Source organism: Roseomonas gilardii (assembly GCF_001941945.1).
GTDB lineage: Bacteria > Pseudomonadota > Alphaproteobacteria > Acetobacterales > Acetobacteraceae > Roseomonas.
The window spans coordinates 519,004-541,291 of record NZ_CP015584.1; the positions used below are offsets into that span (position 1 = coordinate 519,004).

Annotated in this window: 13 protein-coding genes; 8 read left to right on the plus strand and 5 right to left on the minus strand. The window is 68.4% G+C overall.

Going from position 1 to position 22,288, the window contains the following annotated elements:
• Nucleotides 1-70: 70 nt before the first annotated feature.
• From RGI145_RS21830 to RGI145_RS21845, 4 genes are all read right to left on the minus strand, one after another.
• Complete coding sequence (locus RGI145_RS21830) at nt 71-934, minus strand: ABC transporter permease (protein WP_075800616.1); 864 nt, start codon at nt 932-934, stop codon at nt 71-73.
• Nucleotide 935: 1 nt separating this feature from the next.
• On the minus strand, nt 936-1,940 hold the full coding sequence (locus RGI145_RS21835) for an ABC transporter permease (RefSeq protein ID WP_075800617.1): 1,005 nt from the start codon (nt 1,938-1,940) through the stop codon (nt 936-938).
• 55 nt (nt 1,941-1,995) lie between these two features.
• Complete coding sequence (locus RGI145_RS21840) at nt 1,996-3,900, minus strand: ABC transporter substrate-binding protein (RefSeq protein ID WP_075800618.1); 1,905 nt, start codon at nt 3,898-3,900, stop codon at nt 1,996-1,998.
• Nucleotides 3,901-4,010: 110 nt separating this feature from the next.
• A complete protein-coding gene (locus RGI145_RS21845) occupies nt 4,011-4,949 on the minus strand; it encodes an ArsR/SmtB family transcription factor (RefSeq protein WP_075800619.1) in 939 nt (312 codons plus the stop codon).
• Between the two features lie 480 nt (nt 4,950-5,429).
• Here RGI145_RS21845 and RGI145_RS21850 point away from each other — a divergent pair, with 480 nt between their 5' ends.
• The 7 genes from RGI145_RS21850 to RGI145_RS21880 all read left to right on the plus strand — a co-directional run bounded on the left by RGI145_RS21850 (nt 5,430) and on the right by RGI145_RS21880 (nt 17,969).
• Nucleotides 5,430-9,143, plus strand: coding sequence for a cupredoxin domain-containing protein (locus RGI145_RS21850; RefSeq protein WP_075800620.1), 3,714 nt, complete (start codon nt 5,430-5,432; stop codon nt 9,141-9,143).
• A 201-nt stretch (nt 9,144-9,344) separates the two neighbouring features.
• Complete coding sequence (locus RGI145_RS21855) at nt 9,345-12,101, plus strand: hypothetical protein (protein ID WP_156878723.1); 2,757 nt, start codon at nt 9,345-9,347, stop codon at nt 12,099-12,101.
• On the plus strand, nt 12,092-12,745 hold the full coding sequence (locus RGI145_RS21860) for a hypothetical protein (RefSeq protein ID WP_075800622.1): 654 nt from the start codon (nt 12,092-12,094) through the stop codon (nt 12,743-12,745). Before RGI145_RS21855 ends, RGI145_RS21860 begins: the two co-directional genes overlap by 10 nt.
• The gene (locus RGI145_RS21865) at nt 12,745-14,589 is read left to right on the plus strand and encodes a YncE family protein (RefSeq protein ID WP_075800623.1); all 1,845 of its coding nucleotides are present in this window, start codon (nt 12,745-12,747) and stop codon (nt 14,587-14,589) included. Before RGI145_RS21860 ends, RGI145_RS21865 begins: the two co-directional genes overlap by 1 nt.
• On the plus strand, nt 14,586-15,122 hold the full coding sequence (locus tag RGI145_RS21870; protein ID WP_075800624.1) for an SCO family protein: 537 nt from the start codon (nt 14,586-14,588) through the stop codon (nt 15,120-15,122). The genes RGI145_RS21865 and RGI145_RS21870 overlap by 4 nt, the downstream gene beginning before the upstream one ends.
• Nucleotides 15,119-16,402: an ABC transporter substrate-binding protein gene (locus RGI145_RS21875; protein WP_075800625.1), complete on the plus strand. Its 1,284-nt coding sequence runs from the start codon at nt 15,119-15,121 to the stop codon at nt 16,400-16,402. The genes RGI145_RS21870 and RGI145_RS21875 overlap by 4 nt, the downstream gene beginning before the upstream one ends.
• Before the next feature lies 1 nt (nt 16,403).
• Nucleotides 16,404-17,969, plus strand: coding sequence for a hypothetical protein (locus RGI145_RS21880; RefSeq protein ID WP_075800626.1), 1,566 nt, complete (start codon nt 16,404-16,406; stop codon nt 17,967-17,969).
• A 485-nt stretch (nt 17,970-18,454) separates the two neighbouring features.
• Here RGI145_RS21880 and RGI145_RS21885 read toward each other — a convergent pair whose 3' ends face one another.
• Nucleotides 18,455-19,435 carry a GntR family transcriptional regulator gene (locus RGI145_RS21885; RefSeq protein WP_075800627.1) on the minus strand — a complete coding sequence of 327 codons (981 nt, stop codon included), beginning with the start codon at nt 19,433-19,435 and terminating at the stop codon, nt 18,455-18,457.
• Nucleotides 19,436-19,577: 142 nt separating this feature from the next.
• Here RGI145_RS21885 and acnA point away from each other — a divergent pair, with 142 nt between their 5' ends.
• Nucleotides 19,578-22,232, plus strand: coding sequence for an aconitate hydratase AcnA (gene acnA / locus RGI145_RS21890; protein ID WP_083671358.1), 2,655 nt, complete (start codon nt 19,578-19,580; stop codon nt 22,230-22,232).
• The last annotated feature ends 56 nt before the right edge of the window (nt 22,233-22,288 follow it).

Genomic DNA, 22,288 nt, shown 5'->3' on the forward strand with positions numbered 1-22,288 from the left:
TCGACGGAAAGGATAGGGCGTGGCCGCGTGGACAGGATCGGCAGAGCGGCGGGGGGAGCGACAGCCAGCATCACGCGCCGCCTCCCATGCGCGCGAGGCGGGAGCGTGGATCGATGTACTCGTTCATCGAGACCGCCAGAAGGAACAGCGCCACGAAGACGGCGACGACCAGGGCCACGGGCGCCGCGATCCACCACCAGATTCCTGAGACCAGGGCGGCATGCTGGTTGGCCCAGTAGATCATCCCGCCGATGGTGGGCGTGTTGACGTCGGTGAAGCCCAGGACCGAGAGCGTTACCTCCAGCCCGATGCTCCAGTTCATGTTGTTCATGGTGGTGGTGAAGATCACCGGCATGACGTAGGGCAGGTGCTCGCGTGTCACAATCCGGGCTGCGCTCATGCCGGAGAATGCGGCCTGGGCCGTGAACTCGCGTGTCTTAAGCGACAGGGCTATGGAGCGAACCAACCGCGCATCATAGGCCCAACCGAGACAGGCGGCGACGAGTGCCAGCAGTGCCCAGGTCATCTGATCCCGCATCACGAAGTAGAAGAGCACCAGGATGGGGAAGAGCGGCACCACGATGAAACTGTCGTTGATTGACATCAGCGCCCGGTCCGCAGTGCCGCCGGCATAGCCGGCGAGAAGACCCACGGTGAGCGCGATGATCCGGCTGATCACGGCAACGGTGATGCCGAAAAGCAGCGTGTTCCGGATCGCGAAGGAGAGCTGCCAGAAGACATCCTGCCCGCGTGAGGTGGTGCCCAGGATGAACTGTGCCGAGGGCGGCATGTCAGGCGGCACGACATAGACATCCAGGGGAGGATAGGGCGAAAGGAAGGACAGCAGCGCTACGATGGCTACGGCCAGCAGCAGCAGGCCGCCGAGAGCGAACTCCCAGTTGTAGCGCAGCAGGTCCCGCAGGATACGGATCATGTCAGCGCCCCTGGACCCTTGGATCGAGCAAAGGATAGAGCAGGTCCACCAGCAGCACCGCGGAGGAAACGGCGAGGATCGAGATGGTGGTCACGCCGATCACCAGACTGTAGTCACCCGCGTGAACCGCCGAGACCAGGAGTGAGCCGAGCCCGGGATAGCCAAAGACCTGTTCGGTGATGATGGCGCCATTGAAGATGGCCCCGAGCGACATGGCGAGCCCTGTCACCTGCGGCGCGAGCGCGTTGCGCATGACATAGGCGGACAGGATGGTGCGCCTCCGGACACCGGCCAACTCCGCATAGACAGCGTAGTCTTCGGTCACGACATTCGAGACGAGGGAACGCATGCCCATGAACCAGCCACCAATCCCAACCAGGATCAACGACAGGGCCGGAAGAAGGGAATGGCGCAGGACGCTGAGCATGAATTCCAGCGTGAAGCCTGGCTGGAGGCCCTGCGCATAGGCACCCGTGATCGGCAGGATTGGCCAGACGAAGCCAAAGAGGATCAGAAGCACGAAGGCCACGATGTAATAGGGCACGGGATGCACGGCCATGGCGGCGATGCCGGCCAGCTTGAGCAGCCGGCTGCGCCGATAGTAGCCCGCCAGACCGCCAAGGAGGTTGCCCAGTCCCCAGGCCACCAGCGTGGAGACCGCCATCAAGCCGAAGGTCCAAGGCAAGGCGCGGCCGATCAGCGTCCCGACCGGGGTCGGGAAGGCGGAAAGCGAGGGGCCGAAATCGCCGACCAGAATCCTCCGCCAGAAAGACAGCCACTGGCTCAGCGGACTGCCGCCGGTGCCATAGAGATCCTGCAGGGATCGGCGCATCATCTCGATGGCTTCGGGGCTCGTGGTGCCAAAGGCGGTGGCGGCGGTGATGGTCTGCTCCACCGGGTCGATCGGCGTGGCATGCGTGATGACATAGGTCACGTTGATGCCGACAAAGACGACCAGCAGGAACTGCATCAGACGCTTGATCAGATGGAGGCCATAGCCCTGCATGCGTACATCCCTCGCCTTGCGGAGAGGCGGGCATAAAGCGCCCGCCAGCCGGTTATCAGGCGGCGCGCGGCTTCAGGCGCACCAGCATGTAGCGAGAGTTGCCCCAGTTGGGCACAGGGTTGGCGAAGGGTGCTTCCGAATTGGGGAAGCCCGTCCAGTAGGTCGTATCCATCGAGGTGAAGACGTTATACGCCATGAGCGGGATGATCGGCATTTCCCGGACCATCAGCTTGGCATAGTCGCGGCCGATCTCGACCACCGATGGATCGTCGAAGGGCGTCCGCCGCATGCGCTCGATGACCGCGTCCATCTCCGGGCTCGACCAGCGCTGCCAGTTGCGCCAGGGCTGCGCCTTGCCGGGTGGCGCGACATATTGGGAATGCCAGCTATCGAGGAAATAGGCGAGGTCCGGATGGCCGCCATAGGTCTCGACGCTCCAGGCAATGACGGTCTCGAAGTCGCCGGCGTTGCGGCGATCGGACATGGTCGTGCCCTGTGCCACGTCGATCCGGCTGTCGATGCCGAACTGACGCCAGTTCTGGGCGATCATGGTGCCCGCACGTGTCATCACAGGGCGGGTTTCGCCTTCCACCATCACCTTGATGCTGAAGGGGCGACCATCCGGCATCAGCCAGTTGTTGCCCCGCTTGCGATAACCGGCTGCTTCCAGGAGTTCCGTGGCGGCACGAGGATTGGGCTTCCACCATCCGTGTCCCAGGGAACGCGTGATCTCCGTGGGATCGGTCGGGACATTGGGGGTGGAAGGTCGTACCAGTCCCGCGATCTCCGCCCCGATCCCCGGATCGTAGGGCTTGATGACCTGCTTGCCGGTGTCGATCTCGAAGGCTGAGAGCCAGTCCTGCAACGGCCCATGATAGTCCCGGGGATGAGTACCTGTGGGGGGCAGGGCGATGGCGGATATGGTGGCCGCGCCGCGATAGCTGGCCATCGAGACGGCCTTGATGTCGATCAGCAACGCCAGCGCCCAGCGGACCCGCTTATCTTGGAACATCGGGTTCTGGGTGTTGAAGATCAGCGCCGGCAATGTCGGGTCGGGATGCGCATAGGGAAAGCGCGGGAACCAACCCTGGATATGCTCCGATTGCCGCGCCAGGGTGAACATGCCCTCCGGCGAGACGTCATGGACCACATCCAACTCGTGATTGAGCTGCGCGATCACGCGCTTGTCCGGAGGCCCGCCATCGACATAGGAGAGGTAGCGCGGTGCTGGTTGTCCGAAGCGCCCGAGCGTGGTCCGTTGCCAGTCCTCTCGCCGCTGCCAAGTGAATCGCCGTCCCTCGGGATCGTAGCTGTGCAGCGTGTAGGCTCCCAGCGAGACCGGTGGGTTGAAGTCGAACCGTACCGGGTCCGCCACCTTCTCAAAAACATGCTTGGGCATGATCCAGATGGCGTTGAAGCGCACCATGAAATTGGCGTGGAAGCGCGCATTAGGCCGCTTCAGTTTGAACACCACGGTATAGGGATCGGGGGCAGACACCTGATCCACGTTTAGGATCAGTTGCGCGCTCCAGCGCATGCCGGGGTTCTTGATCTGCGTCTCGACGGTATGCACCACATCGGTGGCAGTGAACTCCACCCCGTCGCTCCAGTGGATGCCGCGGCGCAGCTTGGCGGTCATCTCGGTGAAGTCGGCATTGTAGATCGGTGGTTCGGCCGCCAAGGAATTGTCGAAGGGACCGTCCAGCCCGCTTTCCGGATCGATATACCAGAGCGTGTCCATCGCGACCTGCTGCAGCCCGTTATACTGGCTGCCGGCATTGATCGCCCAGATGTTGAACCAGCCGGCGTTGCGGATCACACCTTCCGGGTTTTCTAGGATCAGGGTCTCGCGCCGTGGCGGAGCGGCGGGGACTGAACCGGAACTTCCCGTCTGGGCGCTGAGTGGTGCGGCGGCGAGCACGATCGGCGTGGCCAGCAGGGATCTGCGGCTAAGCGACATGGACCATTCCTCCACGTGCCGGCTTTGCCGGCTATCGTTGAAGGGAGGCTAGGAGCGTCGCTTCACAAAAGTCAACGACAATTTGGATATAAACCCGAATTTCGGGAATACTAGGCGAGGAGAAGTCGCATGACAATGTCCTGGCCGTGATTGCCGAAACCTCGGCCGAAGATGTTGATCCCTCCGGGATGAGCGGCATCCTCCTCGATGCCGATCCTCAACCGGATGGAGTGATGCTCGTCGAGCGCGAGGTCGAGCAGCGTCACATCGGACAGGCGAATTCCATCGAAGAAGGTGCCATTCTCGGTTACGCGCCAGTTGGTAAGACGGCCATACTGCGACCCCGCCAGCTTCCACCAGCGCGGTGTATGCACGCCCCTCTTGTCGCCGTAATCGGAGGGAGAGGTCCAGCTGCCCAGTCTCACTCCGTTTACCCATAGCGTGATGTCGGATGGCCAGTTGAGGCTGGTGCCCGGAACTTCGGAGGAAAGCTCCATGCTGAATTCCAGCGCCCGCACCTGGGCTCCTATCAGCTTGGCATTGTTGGGGAACTTGTACTCGACGAATCCGCGCGAGAACCAGATCAGCGCTGCTTCGACCCTCGCCGGATCGAGAAAGAAATCCGGCACGTCGAGTAGGCCAATCACTCCACGCTGGGAGCACAGACCGCAGGGTGCGCGCACGTTGCAGGAGGTATAGAGACCCAGGGGCATGGCGACCTCGACGAGGTCGCTGCGCTGCGTCAAGGCGGGACCGTCGAGACGTATGACGATGTCATCGAAGCGGACATGGCAGATCTTCTGCTGGCCCTTCCTTGCCTTGACGACCTCGGTCTCGATCAGGCGGCACTCCTCCAGCACCTGTACATTTGCAGCCACTGTGGATTGGGGGAGGTCGAGCCGCTCGCCGATCTGGTTCACATTGAGGGGGCCGTGTTGCCGCAGCAGACGCAAGATCTGTATTCGCACGGGCGATGCCAGACCACGGACCAGCTCGGCATGAGCCTCCGGGATCACGGTCAGGAAGGCTCGGTTCTGCGGATCGCTCATCGGCTCTCCATCGGGCATCAGAGCATTACATACCCGATTTTCAGATAGTGAAAAGAAGAGCTACGAGCTTACTGTTTACTGGGAACGCGGAGTATCGACATGGGTGCGCCCTGAGTTGGCATGTCCGGTTCCCGACCTGAGGGGCAGCCTCTACGGCAGTCTGTTGTAGTCGTTGGCAGTGCCTCGAAACACCAGACAGCAGCCGCATCGAGGCGAGGCTTCCGCACGTGGTGCACGACGGGATCGGTCTCGGCCACGGCTGACCCTCGGTGAGCGAGAGCACGACAGGCCGGCCTATCCGACGCGGCAAACATGGGACTTGGAGCCAGATCACCTTCAGCCGGGGCCGATACAGGGGGAAAGGCCCTCTTCAAGTGCGTTTGTGCACCGAATTTTCACCTTGCAAGGACGGTAACCAAGCGATACATTACGTTATCGGAATAACAGGGCTGTTCAGAAATCCCGGCAGGGGAGGTTACTATGCCGAAGAGCCGCTGTAAGATTCTGAGCCATCCGCTGCTCTTCATTCTCCTTGCTGTTTTCGTGGGGGCCTCCTCGTTCGATGCGGTGGCGTCCGAGCCGCCCGCTGCGGAAACCACCTGCCCTCGCGTGGTACGGGCGGAGGTTGTCGCTTTCGAACAATCCTACCTTCTGAACCGCTTCGGCAGCTTTGTGCCGGCGGGGATGATGTATGCGCTGCGCCACGATGTCGTTTCACTCGATGGCGGCACGGAGTTGCGCCCCGGCCGGGTGCGGTTGCGCCCGGACAAGCGGCCGCGCCCACTGGTGCTGCGGGTGAATGAGGGCGACTGCCTTGAGGTCACCTTCCAGAACTTGCTGCGTACCGATTGGCAGGAAGAAGGTGGCGTGTTGCCCGACGACGACGGCAGCCTGCCAGGCCATACCGCGGCACGCCCCGGAGAAATGCCGCGTCAGCCCCGCGTGCGGCCCGGTCCGGTCAGCATCGACGCCCCGCGCACCCGTGCGGCCTCCTTCCACATCACCGGGCTCGAACTCGTTCGGATGCGACCGGAGGACTGCCCGGCCGGTGTCGCCTGCGGCGGCGACGGGAGCAATGTCGGGCGACCTGGTCATCAGGGCCTGGTGGTGCGCGACGGCACCCCGCATTCCATCGCGCGGGACTATCCGCTCGGCTCGCTCGCGGCGCCCGGCCAGACCATCGTCACGCGCTGGCGGGCACAGCGGGAAGGCGCCTATTTCGCCTACTCCGCTGCCGCGCCCGTGGGTGGGGAAGGGGATGGCGGGCAGATCGGCCTCGGCCTCTTCGCTTCGGTCAATGTCGAGCCAGCGGGATCACGCTGGTATCGCTCGCAGGTGACCGCCGAGGAATTGCGCATGGGCACCACGGTGCCCGCCGCCGACCACCATGACTATCGCGGCATCGACTATCGAGCGGATCATCCGACGCGAAAGCTGCCTGACGGCAGCGCGGTACCGCTGTTCCGGATGCTCGACGACCGCAACCGCATCCTGCATTCTGACCTCAACGCGATCGTCGTGCTACCGGCCGGCGCCGAGCCTTGCGCGCATTTCGCCAGCGACTGCGCGCGGTCGTTCCGTGAATTCACCGTGATCCTGCACGACGAGATCCATGCGCGGCAGGCCTTCGACCGCCTGGAGAACGAGAATGACCCACTGTCGAAGATCCGCGACGGCATGGGCATCAATTACGGCGCCTCCGGCATGGGCTCGCTGGCGCTGGCGAGCGGGGCGCATGGCGAAGGCGTGCCGCCGCTGCAGAACTGCCGCGAATGCCGTGCGGAGGAGTTCTTCCTGTCCTCCTGGGCTGCCGGCGATCCGGCGCTGATCCTCGCTTTCGACGGCGACACGCCGTCAGGTGCGCGGTGGTCGGACGACCCATCCAACGTGCATCACTCCTACCTCGGCGACGCGGTGCGCTTCCGCAACCTCCATGCCGGGCCAAAGGAGACGCATGTCTTCCACCTGCACGCCCATCAATGGCTGCTGGACCCGCAGGATCCGGATTCCAGCTATCTCGATTCCCAGACCATCTCGCCGGGTGCGACCTTCAGCTATGACATCGGCTTCGGCGGCACGGGCAATCGCAACTACACGCCGGGCGACAGCATCTTCCACTGCCATCTCTACCCGCATTTCGCGCAGGGCATGTGGGAACTGTGGCGTGTCCACGACACCTTCGAGGATGGCCGCTTCGGCCGGACCTGGTATCGCCCCGACCAGCCAGCCGGGCCGGACAACGATCCACGCTGGCGCAACCTGCCGGACGGGGAGATCGCCACCGGTACGCCGACGCCTGCGCTGCTGCCGATCCCGGGCAGCGCGCTTGCCCCGCTACCGGTCGCGGAGTTCGCCGGCTATCCGCATTACGTCCCCGGCATCGCCGGTCATCGTCCGCCGCAGCCGGCGCTCGACATGGACGTGGACGAAGGCACAGGCTGGATCGCTGTCTCGGGCGCCGAGCCTCCACCCGGCGCCATCGTCAATGGCGGCCTGCCGCGGCACGTGGCGCGGGGGGGTACCCTTGACCGGGAGCGGGAGCGGGTGATCGAGTCCGCGTTGGACCGTGGCGGCGGCGCCGCGCAACTGATCGCGCAGCGCATCCGCCGCCAGGCCGATCCCGCCAGCTTCGGAGTGCTGGCGCAGGAATGGGAGACCATCGACCTCGCCTTCCGTGCCCATGCCGGCGAGCCTGCAGAACAGCAGGCCATAGCCTTCCACGAAGGCACGCTCGCCGTGCCGGGGCTCAACCCTGTGGCGAACCCTGCGGCGCCGCGGCCTGAGTGGTGGAGACCGCGCGCCTACCGCACCGACCGCGTCAATGGCGATCTCGACGCACCCGCCGCCGCAGCCGACGCCAAGGCACTGTTCTTCGTCAACGGCCTGCCACGTGCCCCCGGCGCGCCCTTCGCCAATCCCTGCCCGGCCGGTGCGCCGGAACGGCATTACCGCGCCGCCTTCATCCAGACCGAACTGGTCTACAACCGCCATGGCTGGTTCGACCCGCAGGGCCGCATCATCGTCCTTGAGGACGACATCCACCGCATCGTCGATCCCAACACCCGGACCCGCCTGCCGGAGCCACTGTTCTTCCGGGCCAATTCCGGCGAGTGCATCGTGTTCCGCTCGACCAACCTGGTGCCGAGCCTGCTGAACGTTGACGACTTCCAGATCGTTACGCCGACCGATACGATCGGCCAGCACATCCATCTGGTGAAGTTCGACGTCACCTCCTCGGACGGGTCCGGCAATGGCTGGAACTACGAGGACGGCACCTTCTCGCCGGACGAGGTGCGCGAACGCGTGCTGCGCTACAACGACACTCCCGCCGGTCAGGCCAACCCGCTGACGCTGCGCGAACATCCGCTGTTCCGGCCCGGCGGCACGATCTACGAGGCAGCGCAGCTCGATCCTGTCCATGCGACGCTGCTCCGGCGTGGCCAGTGTCCTGGCCGTGAGGGCGACGAAACACCGAATGCTGCCGACGACGAAACGCGGCGGCGTGACCGGACGAGGCTCTACATCGAGCGGCTGAATCGTGATCACCCCTTCTGCGGTGCACAGCGCACCACGCAACGCTGGTGGGCGGACCCGATCCTCAGCACACGGCGTCCGGGGCGTGACAACACGCTGCGCACCGTCTTCACCCATGACCATTTCGGCCCGAGTTCCCATCAGCAGCACGGCCTCTATGCCGGGCTGGTAGTCGAGCCTGCCAATTCCCTGTGGGTGCGCAGTGGGGAGCGCCCGCTGACGCCCGAGGAGGTCGATGCGCTGCGCGGTCCGGACCCCGCCGCACCGCGCCCGCCGATGACGCTCGCCGAGCAAGGGTTCTGCCGAGACCGCGCCGAGGCGCTGGCGCGCGGCGAGGATGACCCCATGGCCGACCCATCCCGCATCGCGGAGCGCGCGCGTTGCAAGCTGATCGGCGGGTCGGACCTCACCGTCGCAACGGTGCCGGCGCTGCGGCGGGATACGCAGCACCTCCTCGCGCCCGTGGAGCCACGCGATCCGCTGGTGCTGCGTGGAGATGGTGGCCCGACCGCGACGCTGGCCGACATCGTTGCGCCACGCTGCGTGCACAATGGCAATTCCGTCAGCCAGCGCGACGTCAACGACGTCGATGTCGATCTGGTCCCGGCACGCGGCCGCACGCCACGGGCGGGTGCCGAGCTGCCCTGCACCGAGGCGTAGCAGAACCGGCGTGAATTCAATCTGGCTCTGGCCGATTTCGGCATCGCCTACACCGCCGCGCTGGAGCCGGTAAACCCCGAGCCGCTCGGCGAGGATGGCGGCTTTCGCGACAACACCGCGCTGCGCTTTGGGCGGCGACATGTCGCAAGCACCCTGCCGCGGCCGCTCGCCATCTCCTCCGAGGATCCGGGCAGTCAGCTCGTGAACTACCGCCACGAACCCTTCGCGCTCCGCATCAGCGAGGCGACGCCCGATCCAGCGCTCGGTGGTTTCGACTACCGCCAGGCGCGTGCACGTGCCAGCGGGCCCGGCGATTGCGCGGCGGGAGATACGGATTGCCTCGGCGATCCCGCCAATGCCTTCTCGAGCCGCGTCCACCTACGGCGCGACATACGGATGGCTACTGAGTCGCAGACTGTTTCTGTGCACGCCGCGACGCGCGCCCTGCTCACGCGGCCGGGTGAGGCGCAGCGCCTTGATCGGCTGATTGCGGATATCGAGCAATGGCGGCGTGACTTCCTCTGCGCGCTGCACCCGGCCATGCTGCTCGGGTCATGGGATCCCGCAACTCCGCCGGCACAGCGCACCGAACCCTGTGACCCGCGCATCGAGCGGCGTGAGCCCTGGCGGTTGTTCGGCGACCCCGTCACGCCGATCCTGCGCGCCCATGATGGCGACCGCATCCAGATCCGCCTGATCCAGGGTGCTCAGGAGGCGCAGCACATCTTTTCCATGAATGGTGTGCGCTGGCGCCGCGCGCCGGATTCCGCTCATGCCGGCTTCGTCAGCGCGCAGCCGACTGGTATCTCCGAGCATTTCGAGGGGGATATCAATGCCCGTGGCTTCGGTTCCTCCATGCCGGACTACTTCTATTCCTCTGCCTCAGTGGACCAGATCTGGGACGGGGTGTGGGGCGTGCTGCGTGTGACCGCGCCCGACTGGGGGCCGGACCAGCCGATCGCGGCCGTTGCCCCGGCGGAGCGTGTAGGATTCCTCGCCACCGCGCGCACTCGTCCGCTGGCGGAAACCGGCATCGCACAACGCATGGCGCGCCTGCGCTATGCCGCACTCGACGCACCGCGCGCAATTAGCGGTGCCGCTGCGCCAACCGAACCCGAGAACATTCGCGTCGCCGATGTCGCCGCGCAGATCGTGGTACCCGCGCTCGCTGCCGCGATGCGTCAGCCCGCCGCGCGTGACCGCCTGCCGCCGGGCTTCGCGGGCCTTGCCCGCGCGCTGGTCGAACCGGGCGACGCCACGGTTCAGCAGCGCGCCAAGGAAGACGTGCTGCGTATCGCCCGCGCCATGGTGCTACCCTCCGCGATGAACGCGCGCTCCCGCCCCAACGCGGTCCAGGACCAGGAGCGCGCGGTGTGCGGCGGGGCGGCGGTGCACCGGCGCTTCGACGTCTCGGCCGTGCAGGTCTGCAGCCTCTATGGCACTTGCGGCACGCCGCAGCAGCGCGGCATTTCCTACAGCCGGCGCTTCGACATCCGCGACGACCGCGCCATCATCTATGTGTTGAACCCCGAGCAGCGCTGCGACGCCGCCAGTCCCGAACCCGGCTGCGCAGTGACTGAACTGCTACCCAATGACGAAGTGCTCTCGCGATTGCGCGAAGACTTCGCCCATGGACGCCCGGTCGAGCCGCTGGTGCTGCGCGCCCCGGCCGGCGCGTGCATGGAGGTGACGCTGCGCAACCACCTGCCGGCCGTGCTGGATGACGGCCCCGGCCCCGACGGCCAAGTCGTGGAGCGCAGCGCCTATCACAATTTCCTGCCGATGATCACAGACGGCTTCAACGTAAACCAGTTCCGCATGTCGTCCAGCGTCGGGCTGTCCGCGCCGCGGCTGTCGCAGAACCCGGTCTTGGCCGATGGCAGCAATCTCGGCTGGAACGGCCTGCGCATCGATGACGAGATCGACTCATCCGGCGCGCTGTGGACACAGGGCTCGCTCGTGCCGCCCTGCGCGCCTGACAATGCGCAATGTGGGAAGAGCCCGTCCGATGGCGGTATGCGCACCTTCTTCTGGAGTGCGACGGACTTCATCCCAAGCGGCAATGCGCCGGTGGAATTCGGTGCGCTGCCGCTACGCAGCCTTGCCGATCCGATCAAGCATCCGATGCATGGGCTGGTCGGTGCGCTGGTGATCGGCCCAGCGGGGTCCGAGGTCTGCGCTGCCAACCGCTTCGCCCGGCGCCGCACCGATGGAAGCCCCTTGCAGGTCCCCGGCGGGGTGAGTGCGGAGATGTGCCGCGCCGACGGCACCCGCTATGTCGATCATGTCCTCGTCGTGCAGGACGCGGTGAATGCGACGCGCGGCGGGATGCCGATGCCGAACCTCAGCGGCGCCGAGGAGCCCGACGATTATGGGGTCAAGGCGTTCAACTACCGCACCGAGCCGCTCTGGGCGCGCAGCGCCAACGATCCCGGGGTGCCCTTCGAAACGCGCAACGAGGCTGACTACGCCGCGATCCTCAGCTCCCGCCGCGACGGACTAGCCGGCCCCTGTGCGAGCGGTGCGCCGCCGGCCGAGGGCATCGCCGGGTCCGCGGGTTGCGATCCGGAGACCCCGATCCTGCATGCCCGCCCCGGCGAGGAGGTGCGGCTGCACTTCGTCCATCCGGGCGGCCATACCCGCCAGCAGGGCTTCGCACTGAGCGGGCACGGCTTCAGTGCCTTCCCCTGGATGCCCAACCCCGCGGATCCCGAAGGCCCGCCGGTGTTCAGCCGCGATGCCGGTTCCTTCCGTGTCGGGGTGACCAATGGCTTCGGGCCAATGATGGGGGTGACCTACGGGTTCCTGGCCGGCGGCTGTGACCGGGTCGCCATGGACTACCTGCTCCGCAGCCAGGCGAGCTTCCTGTTCGACGGCGGGCTGTGGGGCCTGCTGCGGGTGGAAGGCCCGCCGGTCGATCCGGCGCCAGCCGCGGGGGGCATCGTGCCGTGCCGGTGATCCAGCAGCTCTTCCGGGACAGCGATTTCGATGCCACCTGCTGGTGGCTCGATTGGCTTGAGGATCCCGACCGCTCGCCCAACCGCGTCGCGCCGAATTGCCCGGTCGCGGCCGACATCCCCGGGCAGCGCCGATCCGCCCGCCGCGTGGGCACGTTGCGGCGCGACTTCCCCTATGTGCTGCAGCAGACCACGGTAACGGTCGCGACCAGCGGCCTCGCCCGCGCCTTGCGGGCCTGCGGCAGCAGTTTCGAATGCAACCTGTTTCCCGGCGACGGGTTGCTGGTCGCGGCGCGCTCCGCAGCTCCCGCCGGGGCGGCAGAGGCGCCGCTCTGGCTCTCCTTCTCCAGGCCGGTGAAGGCGGTGGGCTGCTTCGTCGCCGGTAGCAGCGCGGTGCCGGCCGGCACCGGCTTCACCGCCTCGGCCTGGGCGCGGTTGTCCGACCAAGCTGGCTTCGAGCAGGCAGTGACGGTCGCCGGCGTCACCGGGCTGCCGGTGCTGCCACCGGCGGCGCGCGGTGCGCCCTTCCTCGGCCTGCGCGCGACCGGCAGCGACACCATCGCGGAAGTGCGCTTCGACCTGGTGCCTGTGGCGCCGGGGGAGGTCGGGCAGATCGCCCTCGGCACGTTGCTGGTGCAGGGGTGATGCGGCGCCTGTTCGCCCTGCTCGCGCTGCTGCTGCCCGGCCTCGCCGCCGCGCAGGACGCGGCGCCGCAATCCGGCGAGGCGGTGCAGGACGGCGTGCGCATCGCCTGGACCTATGCCCCGCGCGGCGACCCCGGTATTGGCACACTGGAGGTGGCGCTGACCGACGACGCGACCAGTGCACCGCTGCGCTACGAGCGCGGCCGCATTGCCGCCTGGCTGCAGCGCCGCCGCGCCGCGCTGCCCGATGCGGAGATTGCCTGCCCGGACCGCGTGCGGATGCTGGCGGGGCAGGGCATCGGCCAGCGCGCCGACATCGACCTCAACACCTGGCGGTTGGTAACGCTGAACGCCGATGGCACGATCGCGGTCATCAACCCCTTCGTGCCGCTCAACAACGCGAAGCTGGAGGCGATCGTCGAGTTGGGCGGCACACCGCGCGCCTGGCTGCCGATCCCCGAGCGGCTGGAAGCCTGGGTGGTGCTCGCCGATCCGGCGCGGCTGGTGGCGGTGGACCTGCAATCGGCGCGCATCGCCCGTGCCATCGACCTACCGGAGGATGGCGGTCAGGCGCGTCTCGCCTGGGACGGCGCCACGGGGCGGCTGTTCGTGGCGCTGGAGGGACGGGAGGGCCTCGGCGAACTCCGCCCCGACCAGACCGCCGAGGGGCTGCGGCTGATCCCCGGCCGCGCCCCGGCCGCGCTGCTGGCATCCGAGGCGCTGCCTGGCCCGGCGACGGGCCATGCCGATGGGTCGGTGACGCTGCATGCCGCCGTGTCGCGGCGCTGGATGGTCGTCGCGGATGACCCGGTACGGATGCTGCGCCATTCCATCCAGGCCAGGCGCATCATCGCGGCGACGGCGGGCGGGCGGCTCGGCTGGATCGACCCCGGCTCCGCCGATGGCACGGCGGCGGAGCGCGTGCTGGAGCTTAACCATCCGGTGCGGGCGCTGGAACTGACCGACGGCGGCCGGCGGGCGCTGGCGCTGGGCGGCGGATGGGCGAGCCTGGTGGACCTTGCCACCGGGCGGGTCGAGGCGCGGTTCGACACGCTGCCCGGTGCCGATGCGCTGTTGGTCACCGACCGCTTCGCCTATGGCATCAGCCTCACCGACGGGCGGGCGACGCTGTGGCCGTTGGCCGAGTTGCGCCAGGGCGTGGTGAACCCGGTCGAAGTGACGCTCGGCCGCCCGGATGCGACGCCCGGCGTCGCCGCGCAGGCCGTGCCGCTGCCCGGTGGCAGCGGCATGCTGGTCGCCGCACCGGCCGACGGCATGGTGTTCCAGTACGGCGAAGGGATGATGGCGCCGATCGGCAGCTTCTCGACCTACCGCCGCGCCGCGGTCGGGCTGCTGGCGCTCGACCTGTCGCCCCGGGAGGTCGCGGCGGGACGCTATGCCGCTTCCGTCCGGCACCTGCGCGGCGGGGCGCATGATCTGGTGCTGGCCGGGGCCTCGCCGCGCTTCGCGCTCTGCGTGCCGCTGCGTCTGCCGGCGACGGCAGCGGCGCCGATACTGCCGGATACCGCCCTGCGCGTGGAACTGGCCGGGCTGACGCGGGAGGTAGCCGGACCGGCAACGCTGCGGGTGCGGCTGAGCGAGATCGGAGGCGAGACGCCGCGCCTGATCGACGGTGTGGCCGATCTCGAACTCTTGGTCTTCGACCGCCGTACCGCCTGGGAGGCGCGTGCGCCGATGCGCGCGGCCGGTGCGGCGGGGGAATATGCCGCGCGCATCGACCTGCCGGCCGGCGCACGGGCCGAGGCGATGGTGGCCAGCATCTCGCGCGACCTGTCCTTCGCCGCGGGGCGTGTCGGGCCACTGCCCGAAGTGGGCAGGCCATGATCGGGCGGCGCGTCCTGCTGGGCCTGCTCGTCGCGGCGCCCGCATGGGCACAGGGGGTGCGGCTGCCGCCGGTGGTGCTGGTGGACCAATCGGGCGTGCGGCGCGACCTCGGGGCCGTCGCCGCACAGCGGCCGCTGGTGCTGAGCTTCTTCTTCACCGGCTGTACCACCATCTGCCCGCCGCAGACCGCGGCGATGCAGGCGCTGCAGGAGGAACTCGCGGGCTGGCCGGAGCCGCGGCCGCTGCTGCTATCGGTCAGCCTCGACCCCTTCGGCGACACGCCGGAGGCGATGCGCGCCTATGCCGGCCGCTTCGGACTAGAACTCGGGCTGGACAAGGGCTGGCTGCTACTGGGCGGCGATCCGCGCACCCTGCTGCGCGTCTGGCGCGCCTTCGAGCAGCCGGAAAGCCAGCCGGAGGACCATGCGGCGCAGATCTGGCTTGGCGCACCGGGCGGGCGGGACTGGCGGCGGGTCGGCGCGCTGACGCCGCCGGATCGGCTCGCTGCCATGCTGCGGCAGATGGCACCATGATCCACCGCGCCGCCCTTGCTCTCGCCACGCTGCTGGCGGGCGGCGCGGCGGTGGCGGAGCCGCCCGGCCGCGCGTTGTTCCAGGGCCATCAGCCCTTCGCCGCCGGGCGCGACGCGACCGCCAACCGGTTGCCGGCAGCCTATGCCGCCTGCGCGTCCTGCCACGGCCCTGCCGCGGCGGGCCGGCGGGAGGGTGGCGTGGTAGCACCCCCGGTCACCTGGGCCGCGCTGGCCCGTCCGGCGGGGCGCGCCGGGGCCTATGCGGACGACGCGGCGCTGCGCGGGGCCATTGCGGACGGCGTGGGGCGGGACGGGCGGGCGCTCGATCCCGCCATGCCACGCTACCGGCTGGAGGCGGCGGAGATGGCGGCGCTGCTCGACTATCTCACCATTGCCGGAACGCCGCGGGATCTGCCGCCGGGCGTGGCGGAGGACCGCATCGCCCTGGGCACCGTGCTGCCGCTGAGCGGGGCCGCCGCACCGACCGGGCGGGCGGTGCTGGCGGGAATCCAGGCTGGTCTCGCCGGCGCGGTGGTGCATGGCCGGCGGGTCGAATTGCAGGCCGAGGATGGCGCTGCGGCCGGGCCCGCCATGGCGGTACGGCGGTTGCTGGACCAGCCGGTCTTCCTGGTGGTGGGCGGGCTATGGCTGGACGGCGCGGAGGCGGAGCAGGCTCTCGCCGAGGCGCGTGTGCCCCATCTCGGGTCGCTGCTGTCGCGTCGGGACAGTGAGGCCGGGCCCTGGGTCGCGGATCTGCTGGCGCCCCGCCGGGCGCAGCAGGCGGTGCTGGCCGCCGCACTCGACGCCTGCCCGCAGGGAGCGCGCGTCGGCATGCCGGTCGCACCGCCGGAGCCTGGCCACATGGCGATTGCCTGGCAGGATGCTCCGGCGGCACTCGCGGCCGAGATGACCGGGCCTGTGGGCTGCCTCGGCACCGGTCTCGCGGGGGCGGGGCGCATCACCCTGCCGCCCGGCTGGCGTTGGGAGGTCGTGCTGCCCTTCCCCGCCATGCTGGTCGAGGCGGACGGCCCGTGGCAGCGGCTGGGCCTGGCGGCGGCGCGGCTGGCCCTGGAGACGCTCGCCCAGGCGGGCGCGGCACTGCATGAGCACGCGCCGCTCGACGCCCTTCCCACGGCCTTCGAGGCGCTGCCCGGCGCACCGCTGCGCTTCGCCCCGCGCCGCCGCCATGGCTGGGACCCCGAGGTGATGGACCTGACCCCTGCCGCCCGGCCCGAAGCGGCTGGCATGCGGCCATCCGCCCATCGGCATGAGGGAGGCTGAGATGCGCGTTCCGACCGGCTTGCGGGCGGCGTCCCGCCACTTCCTGACCATGGTGCTGCTGGGCGGGGCGGGTTTCGCCGGCGTGCCCGCCGCTGCGCAGACGACGAGCTTCACGCTGATCGGGCATATCGAGGCCTTCAGCCTCGCCAATGCCACCGATCCGCTGTCCGAGGCGACCATGACGGTGCGCGGCATTGCGGTGACGCTGCCGCGCAACCTGCTCATCACCATGCCCGGGCGCTACCTGACCGCGAGCGACCTGTTCCGTGGGCCGGGGCTCGGCGCGACGGTGCGGGGGCAGAGCGGCCTCGCGCTGCGCGACACGCGATCCGCCGCCGAGCAGGCACGGTTCGTGCCCTTCGAGGCCGAGGTCATCGGCAACCAGGTCGGCGCGCGCCACATCGCCGGCGTGGTGCGTATCAGCCAGGGGGCGCTGCATGCTGGCGCCGGCTACATCCAGTCCATCGACCCGCAGACCGGGGAGATGCGCGTCGGCATCCATGGCGGCACCGGCGGTGTGCGGGTGCGGCTGAACGATCCGACCGGGATCTTCGGGCCACCCAGCACGGGACTCGATGCGCGCTTCGCGGTGGATGACGGGAACGCCCCGGTCCACGCCCGAACCGGCTTTCCCGTCTGCCTGAGGGCCGGGCAAAACGCGCAGCGCTGCCAGGTGGTGAACCGTCCGGCTGGAAACCCACACCGCTTTACCTGTGGCACGATCCCCGCCGTGGCCGATGCGCTGGCAGTGGCCTGCGATCCCCGCCTGCCCGTGGCGCTGCAACCCGGCGACCATGTCACCTATGTCGGCATGATTGTCGCCGATTTGCAGAACCCGGACCCGGCGAAGCGTGGCTATGTCATCGCGGCGCACGGGCTCGATGCGGAACTGGGCATCTACACCTCGCCCGGTGTCGATCCCGCCTACTTGTTCGTTGAGGAGGCGATCCAGGGCACCAAGGGCGAGCCCTTCCCGGACATCGCGCAGGAGGAGACGACGCGCTTCCGCATCGTCGGCTTCACCACCGATCCGTCCCGCAATGTCGAGGTCTGGCTGGTGGACAGCGACCGCGCGCGGCCGGCATCGCCTCCGCTGCCTTCGGGAGCAGTGCCACCGCCGCCGGTGATGGGAGCGTCGATGACCGGCCCGGTCGGGCTCACGCCGTCCAACGGGCCGCAGCTCGGGCGGTTTCGCAACACCTGGCCGGCCAAGGACAATGCGCGGGCGGTGCGGCGCGACGTGCTCGTGCGCATCGTAGGCGGGCAGAACAACACCGGCTGGGGCAGCAACGGCCTGGGACTGGCCTTTGGCACCTATACTGCGCCGATCGGCGAGTACATCTATCCCGAGGCGACGCTGTTCGGCGTCGGCCGGTTGCCGCCGCTGGCTCCGCCGGTGCCCTTCGAGAACTTCTGCTTCCTCACCCTCGGCGGCGGGCGTTACCAACCACCGGGGGGCGGCTCGAGTATCCCCCTTGGGCCGCTTGCACCTTTCCCAAGTTCCGGGCGCGGTACGCAGTCGCAGCTGATTGGCAACGGTCTACAGCGTGCCTGCGATGGACAGTGAGGTCTGACGCGGAAGGGCAGAATGCACCGGTCAGTGCATCCATGCTCAGCACCACGACGGCGGCCGACAGGGTGACCAGCTGCCCGGCCAGATGCGCCCTATGCGGGGGGGCCGAGCCGGCAGGACACGTGCCGGCCTCTCCGCGACGCTTCTGCTGGCAACGGGGATCCTCGGCTTCCACGCAGTCCGCCAGCATCCGGCCGATGAGAGGACGCATCGCGAACAGGCCGGCATGGTCGCATAGGGCATCAGCGCCGCTGCCAAGCGTGTGGTCCTGGCGCCCGGACGCGAGTGGGGGTCCTTTCGACCCTAGACAGCCCGCATCGGAGCGACGTCAGGATCAGGGCATCGTAGATCGTGTAGCCCGGCCTTTTCGCCAGCACGACGGCCACACCGCAGCTTCCGACGCATAGCCATCTGTTCCTGTCCTGGCGAACGTGCAGCATGACGATAGGCCCGTCCGACCGGGTGATGCCCCTTGGCTCTCAGGCAGCCTGGTCCGGTGGAGACGTGGAGACGGAGGTAGCTGTCCCATCGCCTTGCATCGATGCCAGCCCCAGTGCCTGCAGCTGGACCTTCTCCAACAGCTTCGCCTTGGAGGCGCGTCCGGCATCCAGGTGACGCACCAGCAGTTCGGCCGCCTTCTCCCGGTCCCTCGCTTCGATGTGCTCCAGAATCGCGAGATGCTCAGCCGACTGGGTGGCGAGCCGTCCTCGATCCAGCGCGATGACATAACCAACGACCCGGCGTAGTCGCGTCACCCGCAATCCGGCATCGGCGAAGAAGCGGTTGTTCGAAGCTTGCGTCAACGCGAGGTGGAAGCCCGAGTTCAGTTCGAACGCTTCGCGCGGCGTGGCGGAGTTGGGGTCCTTCAGCAGGCCTTGCTGCTCCCGCCGCAGCCGCGCCAGTATCAGGGGGGGCATCGAGAAGGCCGGGTCCAGCAGCGCGGCGGGCTCGATGGCCCGGCGAAAGCGATAGGATTCGTCGTAGCTTTCCGGTCCGTCGATCAGCGCCAGGAAACGCCAGTTTCCTGCCGGGGCGCGCTCGATCCAGCCCTCGCCCATGATCTGCAACAGCACGCGATGCACGATGCCGCGCGGCGCGCCATAGCGCCGCATCAGCTCGGCCTCTCCCAACACATCCGGAAGGGCGCCGCCAATGCGGTCCCGGGCAACCCGCCAGTAGAGCTCCTCCGCATCGCCAGCCTCGCCATCGGCGGCACCGATCTCCTCGCCGGCGCCTGGCAGCCGCTGGAGGCGCAACCGGCCATTGGGACACCGCTCCAGCACCTCAAGCTCCAACAGGATCGGCAATGCGCCCCGCAAAGGCGTGCGGGAGGTGCCGACCGCCTTCGCTAGGATAGTCTCGCTCAGCGGGATCCCAGGTTCCGCACCCGAAGCGCGCAGGTAATCGACGATGGCGCGCGCGAGGTCGCGATGCAGGTCGGCGGCGGGGGGACGGGGCATGGCAGGAGAATAGCATGATATCGGCCAAACCCCAGGACCGTGATTGGTTTTATATAGTCATATTATGCAAATCATCCTTGCGGTTCGATATTTCGATATGATACATGACTGCCGCCCGCCAAAAGGTCAGGGGATGTTTCCGATGCCGACTGCCGTTCGCCCTTCCTGGATCACGCTCCGAGGCAGCTTCGGCCAACGCCGAGCCATCGATCTGCCGGCTGCTGCAGGTGGGCAGGACGTCCTCATGCGTCTTCCCTGGTGCCATCGCATCCTGCTGGAGAACGTGCTGCGTCAGCCCGAACCGGAGATCCGGGAGGCAGGCCAAAAGGCTCTGCTGGGCTGGCTCGACACCGGACGTTCCGAGGCCGAGATCCCCTTCGCGCCGCTTCGCATCCTGATGCACGACACGACCTGCGGCCCGGCCCTGGTCGATATCGCCGCGATGCGTGACGCGCTGGCGGAGGCAGGTGGCGATCCGGCGCTGCTGAATCCCGCCGTGCCGGTCGCGACCTCGACAGACCATTCATTGCCGGTGGACGTTTCCGCGCGGCCGGATGCGCTTGGTGCGAACATGGCCAACGAGATGGCCCGCAACGCCGAACGCTACCGTTTCATGAAGTGGGCAGCCGGCAGCGTCAGCGGCTTCCGCGTCTTTCCACCGGGCACCGGCATCATGCACACGATCAATCTGGAGCGCCTGGCCACGGTGGTGGCCACCGAGCAGCGCGACGGCACTCTCTGGGCCGTGCCGGATACGCTGGTGGGTACGGACAGCCATACGCCGATGATCAACGGCATCGGCGTACTGGGCTGGGGCGTCGGTGGCATCGAGGCCGAGGGGGTGATGTTCGGCGTGCCGGTCTCGCTGCGAGTGCCCGAGGTGTACGGTGTGCGCCTGACCGGGGCCCTGCCGGAAGGCAGCTTCGCCACCGATCTGGCCCTGGCCGTGACGCAGCTTCTCCGCGAGGCAGGCGTCGCCGGCGAGTTCGTGGAGTTCTTCGGTGCGGGCGTCGGCACCCTCACCGCCAGTCAGCGCGCCGTGGTGTCGAACATGGCGCCTGAATACGGCGCCACGACGGGCATGTTCCCGATCGACGGGCACACGCTCGACTATCTGCGCTCAACGGGTCGCGGCGCAGCCCAGATCGAACTGGTGGAGGCCTACGCCCGCGCACAGGGGCTCTGGTACGATCCGGCGAACGAGCCCCGCTATACCAAGGTGCTGGATCTCGACCTGTCGGCGCTGTGCCCCTCGGTCGCCGGGCCGCGCCGGCCGCAGGATCGGCTGGACCTGTCGCAGGTGGCGGAAGCGCTGGCCGAGGCCGGTACGTCCCCTGACGGCAACCCCGTGGCGGGCATGCCGGCCGATGCGGTCGCAATCGCCGCCATCACCTCCTGCACCAACACCTCCGATTTCGGCCTGCTTGTCGCGGCCGGGCTGGTTGCGCGCCGGGCGCGGGCGTTGGGCCTGCGTGTGCCCGGCTGGGTCAAGACCTCGCTCACCCCCGGCTCGCCGGCCGCCGAGCGGCGGCTGCGCCGGGCCGGACTGCTGGACGACCTGGAAGCGCTGGGCTTCGGCATCGCCGGCTATGGCTGCGCCACCTGCATCGGCAATTCCGGACCGTTGCTGCCGGCGGTGGCGGAGGCCGTCGAGACACGGGGGCTGAAGCCGGTCGCTGTCCTGTCGGGCAACCGTAATTTTCCAGGGCGCGTGCATCCGCAGATCGAATCCGCTCTTCTCGCCTCGCCGCCTCTGGTGGTGGCCTATGCCATCGCAGGCCGGGCCGGGTTCGACATCACCCGTGAACCGCTCGGCACCGATGCCGGGGGACGCCCGGTGCATCTGAGCGATCTCTGGCCACGCCCGGCCGAGATCGAGACAGCGGTGGCCGCCGGGACTGACCCAGCCGACATCGCTCTCGCCGGACAGGAGGCCGACCGCTCCCCCGCCTGGGCGGCACTGCAGGCGCCGACGACGCCGCGCTTTCCCTGGTATCCCGCCTCCACCTATCTCCGCCCACCGCCTTTCGTGGATTTCGGCCCGGAGGCGCAGGAGCCGGGCACGCTGCGGGCGCACCCCCTGCTGGTGCTGGGGGACGACATCACCACCGACCACATCTCGCCGGCCGGTGCCATCCCTGCGCGTAGCGACGCCGCAGCGTGGCTGGTCGAGCGTGGCGAGAACCCGGGCGACCTCAACGTCTATGCCTCACGCCGGGGCAACTGGGAGGTCATGTTGCGCGGCCTCTTCACCAACAGGACAGTGACGAACTTCCTCGGGACCGGCCACAAGGCGGGACTCACGGTCTTCGCGCCCACGGGCGAGGTCCTGCCTGTCTGGCAGGCCGCCGCGCGATATGCCGAAGCCGGGTTGCCGGTGGTGATCCTGGCGGGCGAGCGCTACGGCACCGGCTCCTCCCGTGACTGGGCGGCCAAGGGTGCACAACTGCTGGGCGCGCGTGCCGTGCTGGCCAACAGCTTCGAGCGCATCCACCGTGCCAACCTCGTCGGCATGGGCGTGCTGCCGCTGAAGCTACCGGCGGGCTGGAGGCCTGAGGCACTGGCCCTGCAATCGGGCGACACCATCGAGATCGACTGGAACCCCGAGACCCTCGCCCCTCGTGCGCCGGTCCGGCTCCTGCTCCGACGCGTGGGGGGCGAAACGATACCGGCGGAGGCCACGGCACTGCTGGAAACGGCGCGCGAAGTCCGGTTGATGCAGGCGGGTGGCATGATCCCGCTGATCCTGCGTCAGGCGCTGGCCCGCAGTCGAAAGATGTACCCCGCCATCGCCTAGCGGGTTTCGCCGGCCACGACCGGCAGGGGACGGAAAAGGACAGGAACGATGCTCTC

Excerpts from the sequence above, each read along its gene's own strand:
- RGI145_RS21830 (WP_075800616.1), bottom strand. The coding sequence starts at position 934 with ATGATCCGTATCCTGCGGGACCTGCTGCGCTACAACTGGGAGTTCGCT.
- RGI145_RS21835 (WP_075800617.1), bottom strand. The coding sequence starts at position 1,940 with ATGCAGGGCTATGGCCTCCATCTGATCAAGCGTCTGATGCAGTTCCTG.
- RGI145_RS21840 (WP_075800618.1), bottom strand. The coding sequence starts at position 3,900 with ATGTCGCTTAGCCGCAGATCCCTGCTGGCCACGCCGATCGTGCTCGCC.
- RGI145_RS21845 (WP_075800619.1), bottom strand. The coding sequence starts at position 4,949 with ATGAGCGATCCGCAGAACCGAGCCTTCCTGACCGTGATCCCGGAGGCT.
- RGI145_RS21850 (WP_075800620.1), top strand. The coding sequence starts at position 5,430 with ATGCCGAAGAGCCGCTGTAAGATTCTGAGCCATCCGCTGCTCTTCATT.
- RGI145_RS21865 (WP_075800623.1), top strand. The coding sequence starts at position 12,745 with ATGCGGCGCCTGTTCGCCCTGCTCGCGCTGCTGCTGCCCGGCCTCGCC.
- RGI145_RS21870 (WP_075800624.1), top strand. The coding sequence starts at position 14,586 with ATGATCGGGCGGCGCGTCCTGCTGGGCCTGCTCGTCGCGGCGCCCGCA.
- RGI145_RS21875 (WP_075800625.1), top strand. The coding sequence starts at position 15,119 with ATGATCCACCGCGCCGCCCTTGCTCTCGCCACGCTGCTGGCGGGCGGC.
- RGI145_RS21880 (WP_075800626.1), top strand. The coding sequence starts at position 16,404 with ATGCGCGTTCCGACCGGCTTGCGGGCGGCGTCCCGCCACTTCCTGACC.
- RGI145_RS21885 (WP_075800627.1), bottom strand. The coding sequence starts at position 19,435 with ATGCCCCGTCCCCCCGCCGCCGACCTGCATCGCGACCTCGCGCGCGCC.
- acnA (WP_083671358.1), top strand. The coding sequence starts at position 19,578 with ATGCCGACTGCCGTTCGCCCTTCCTGGATCACGCTCCGAGGCAGCTTC.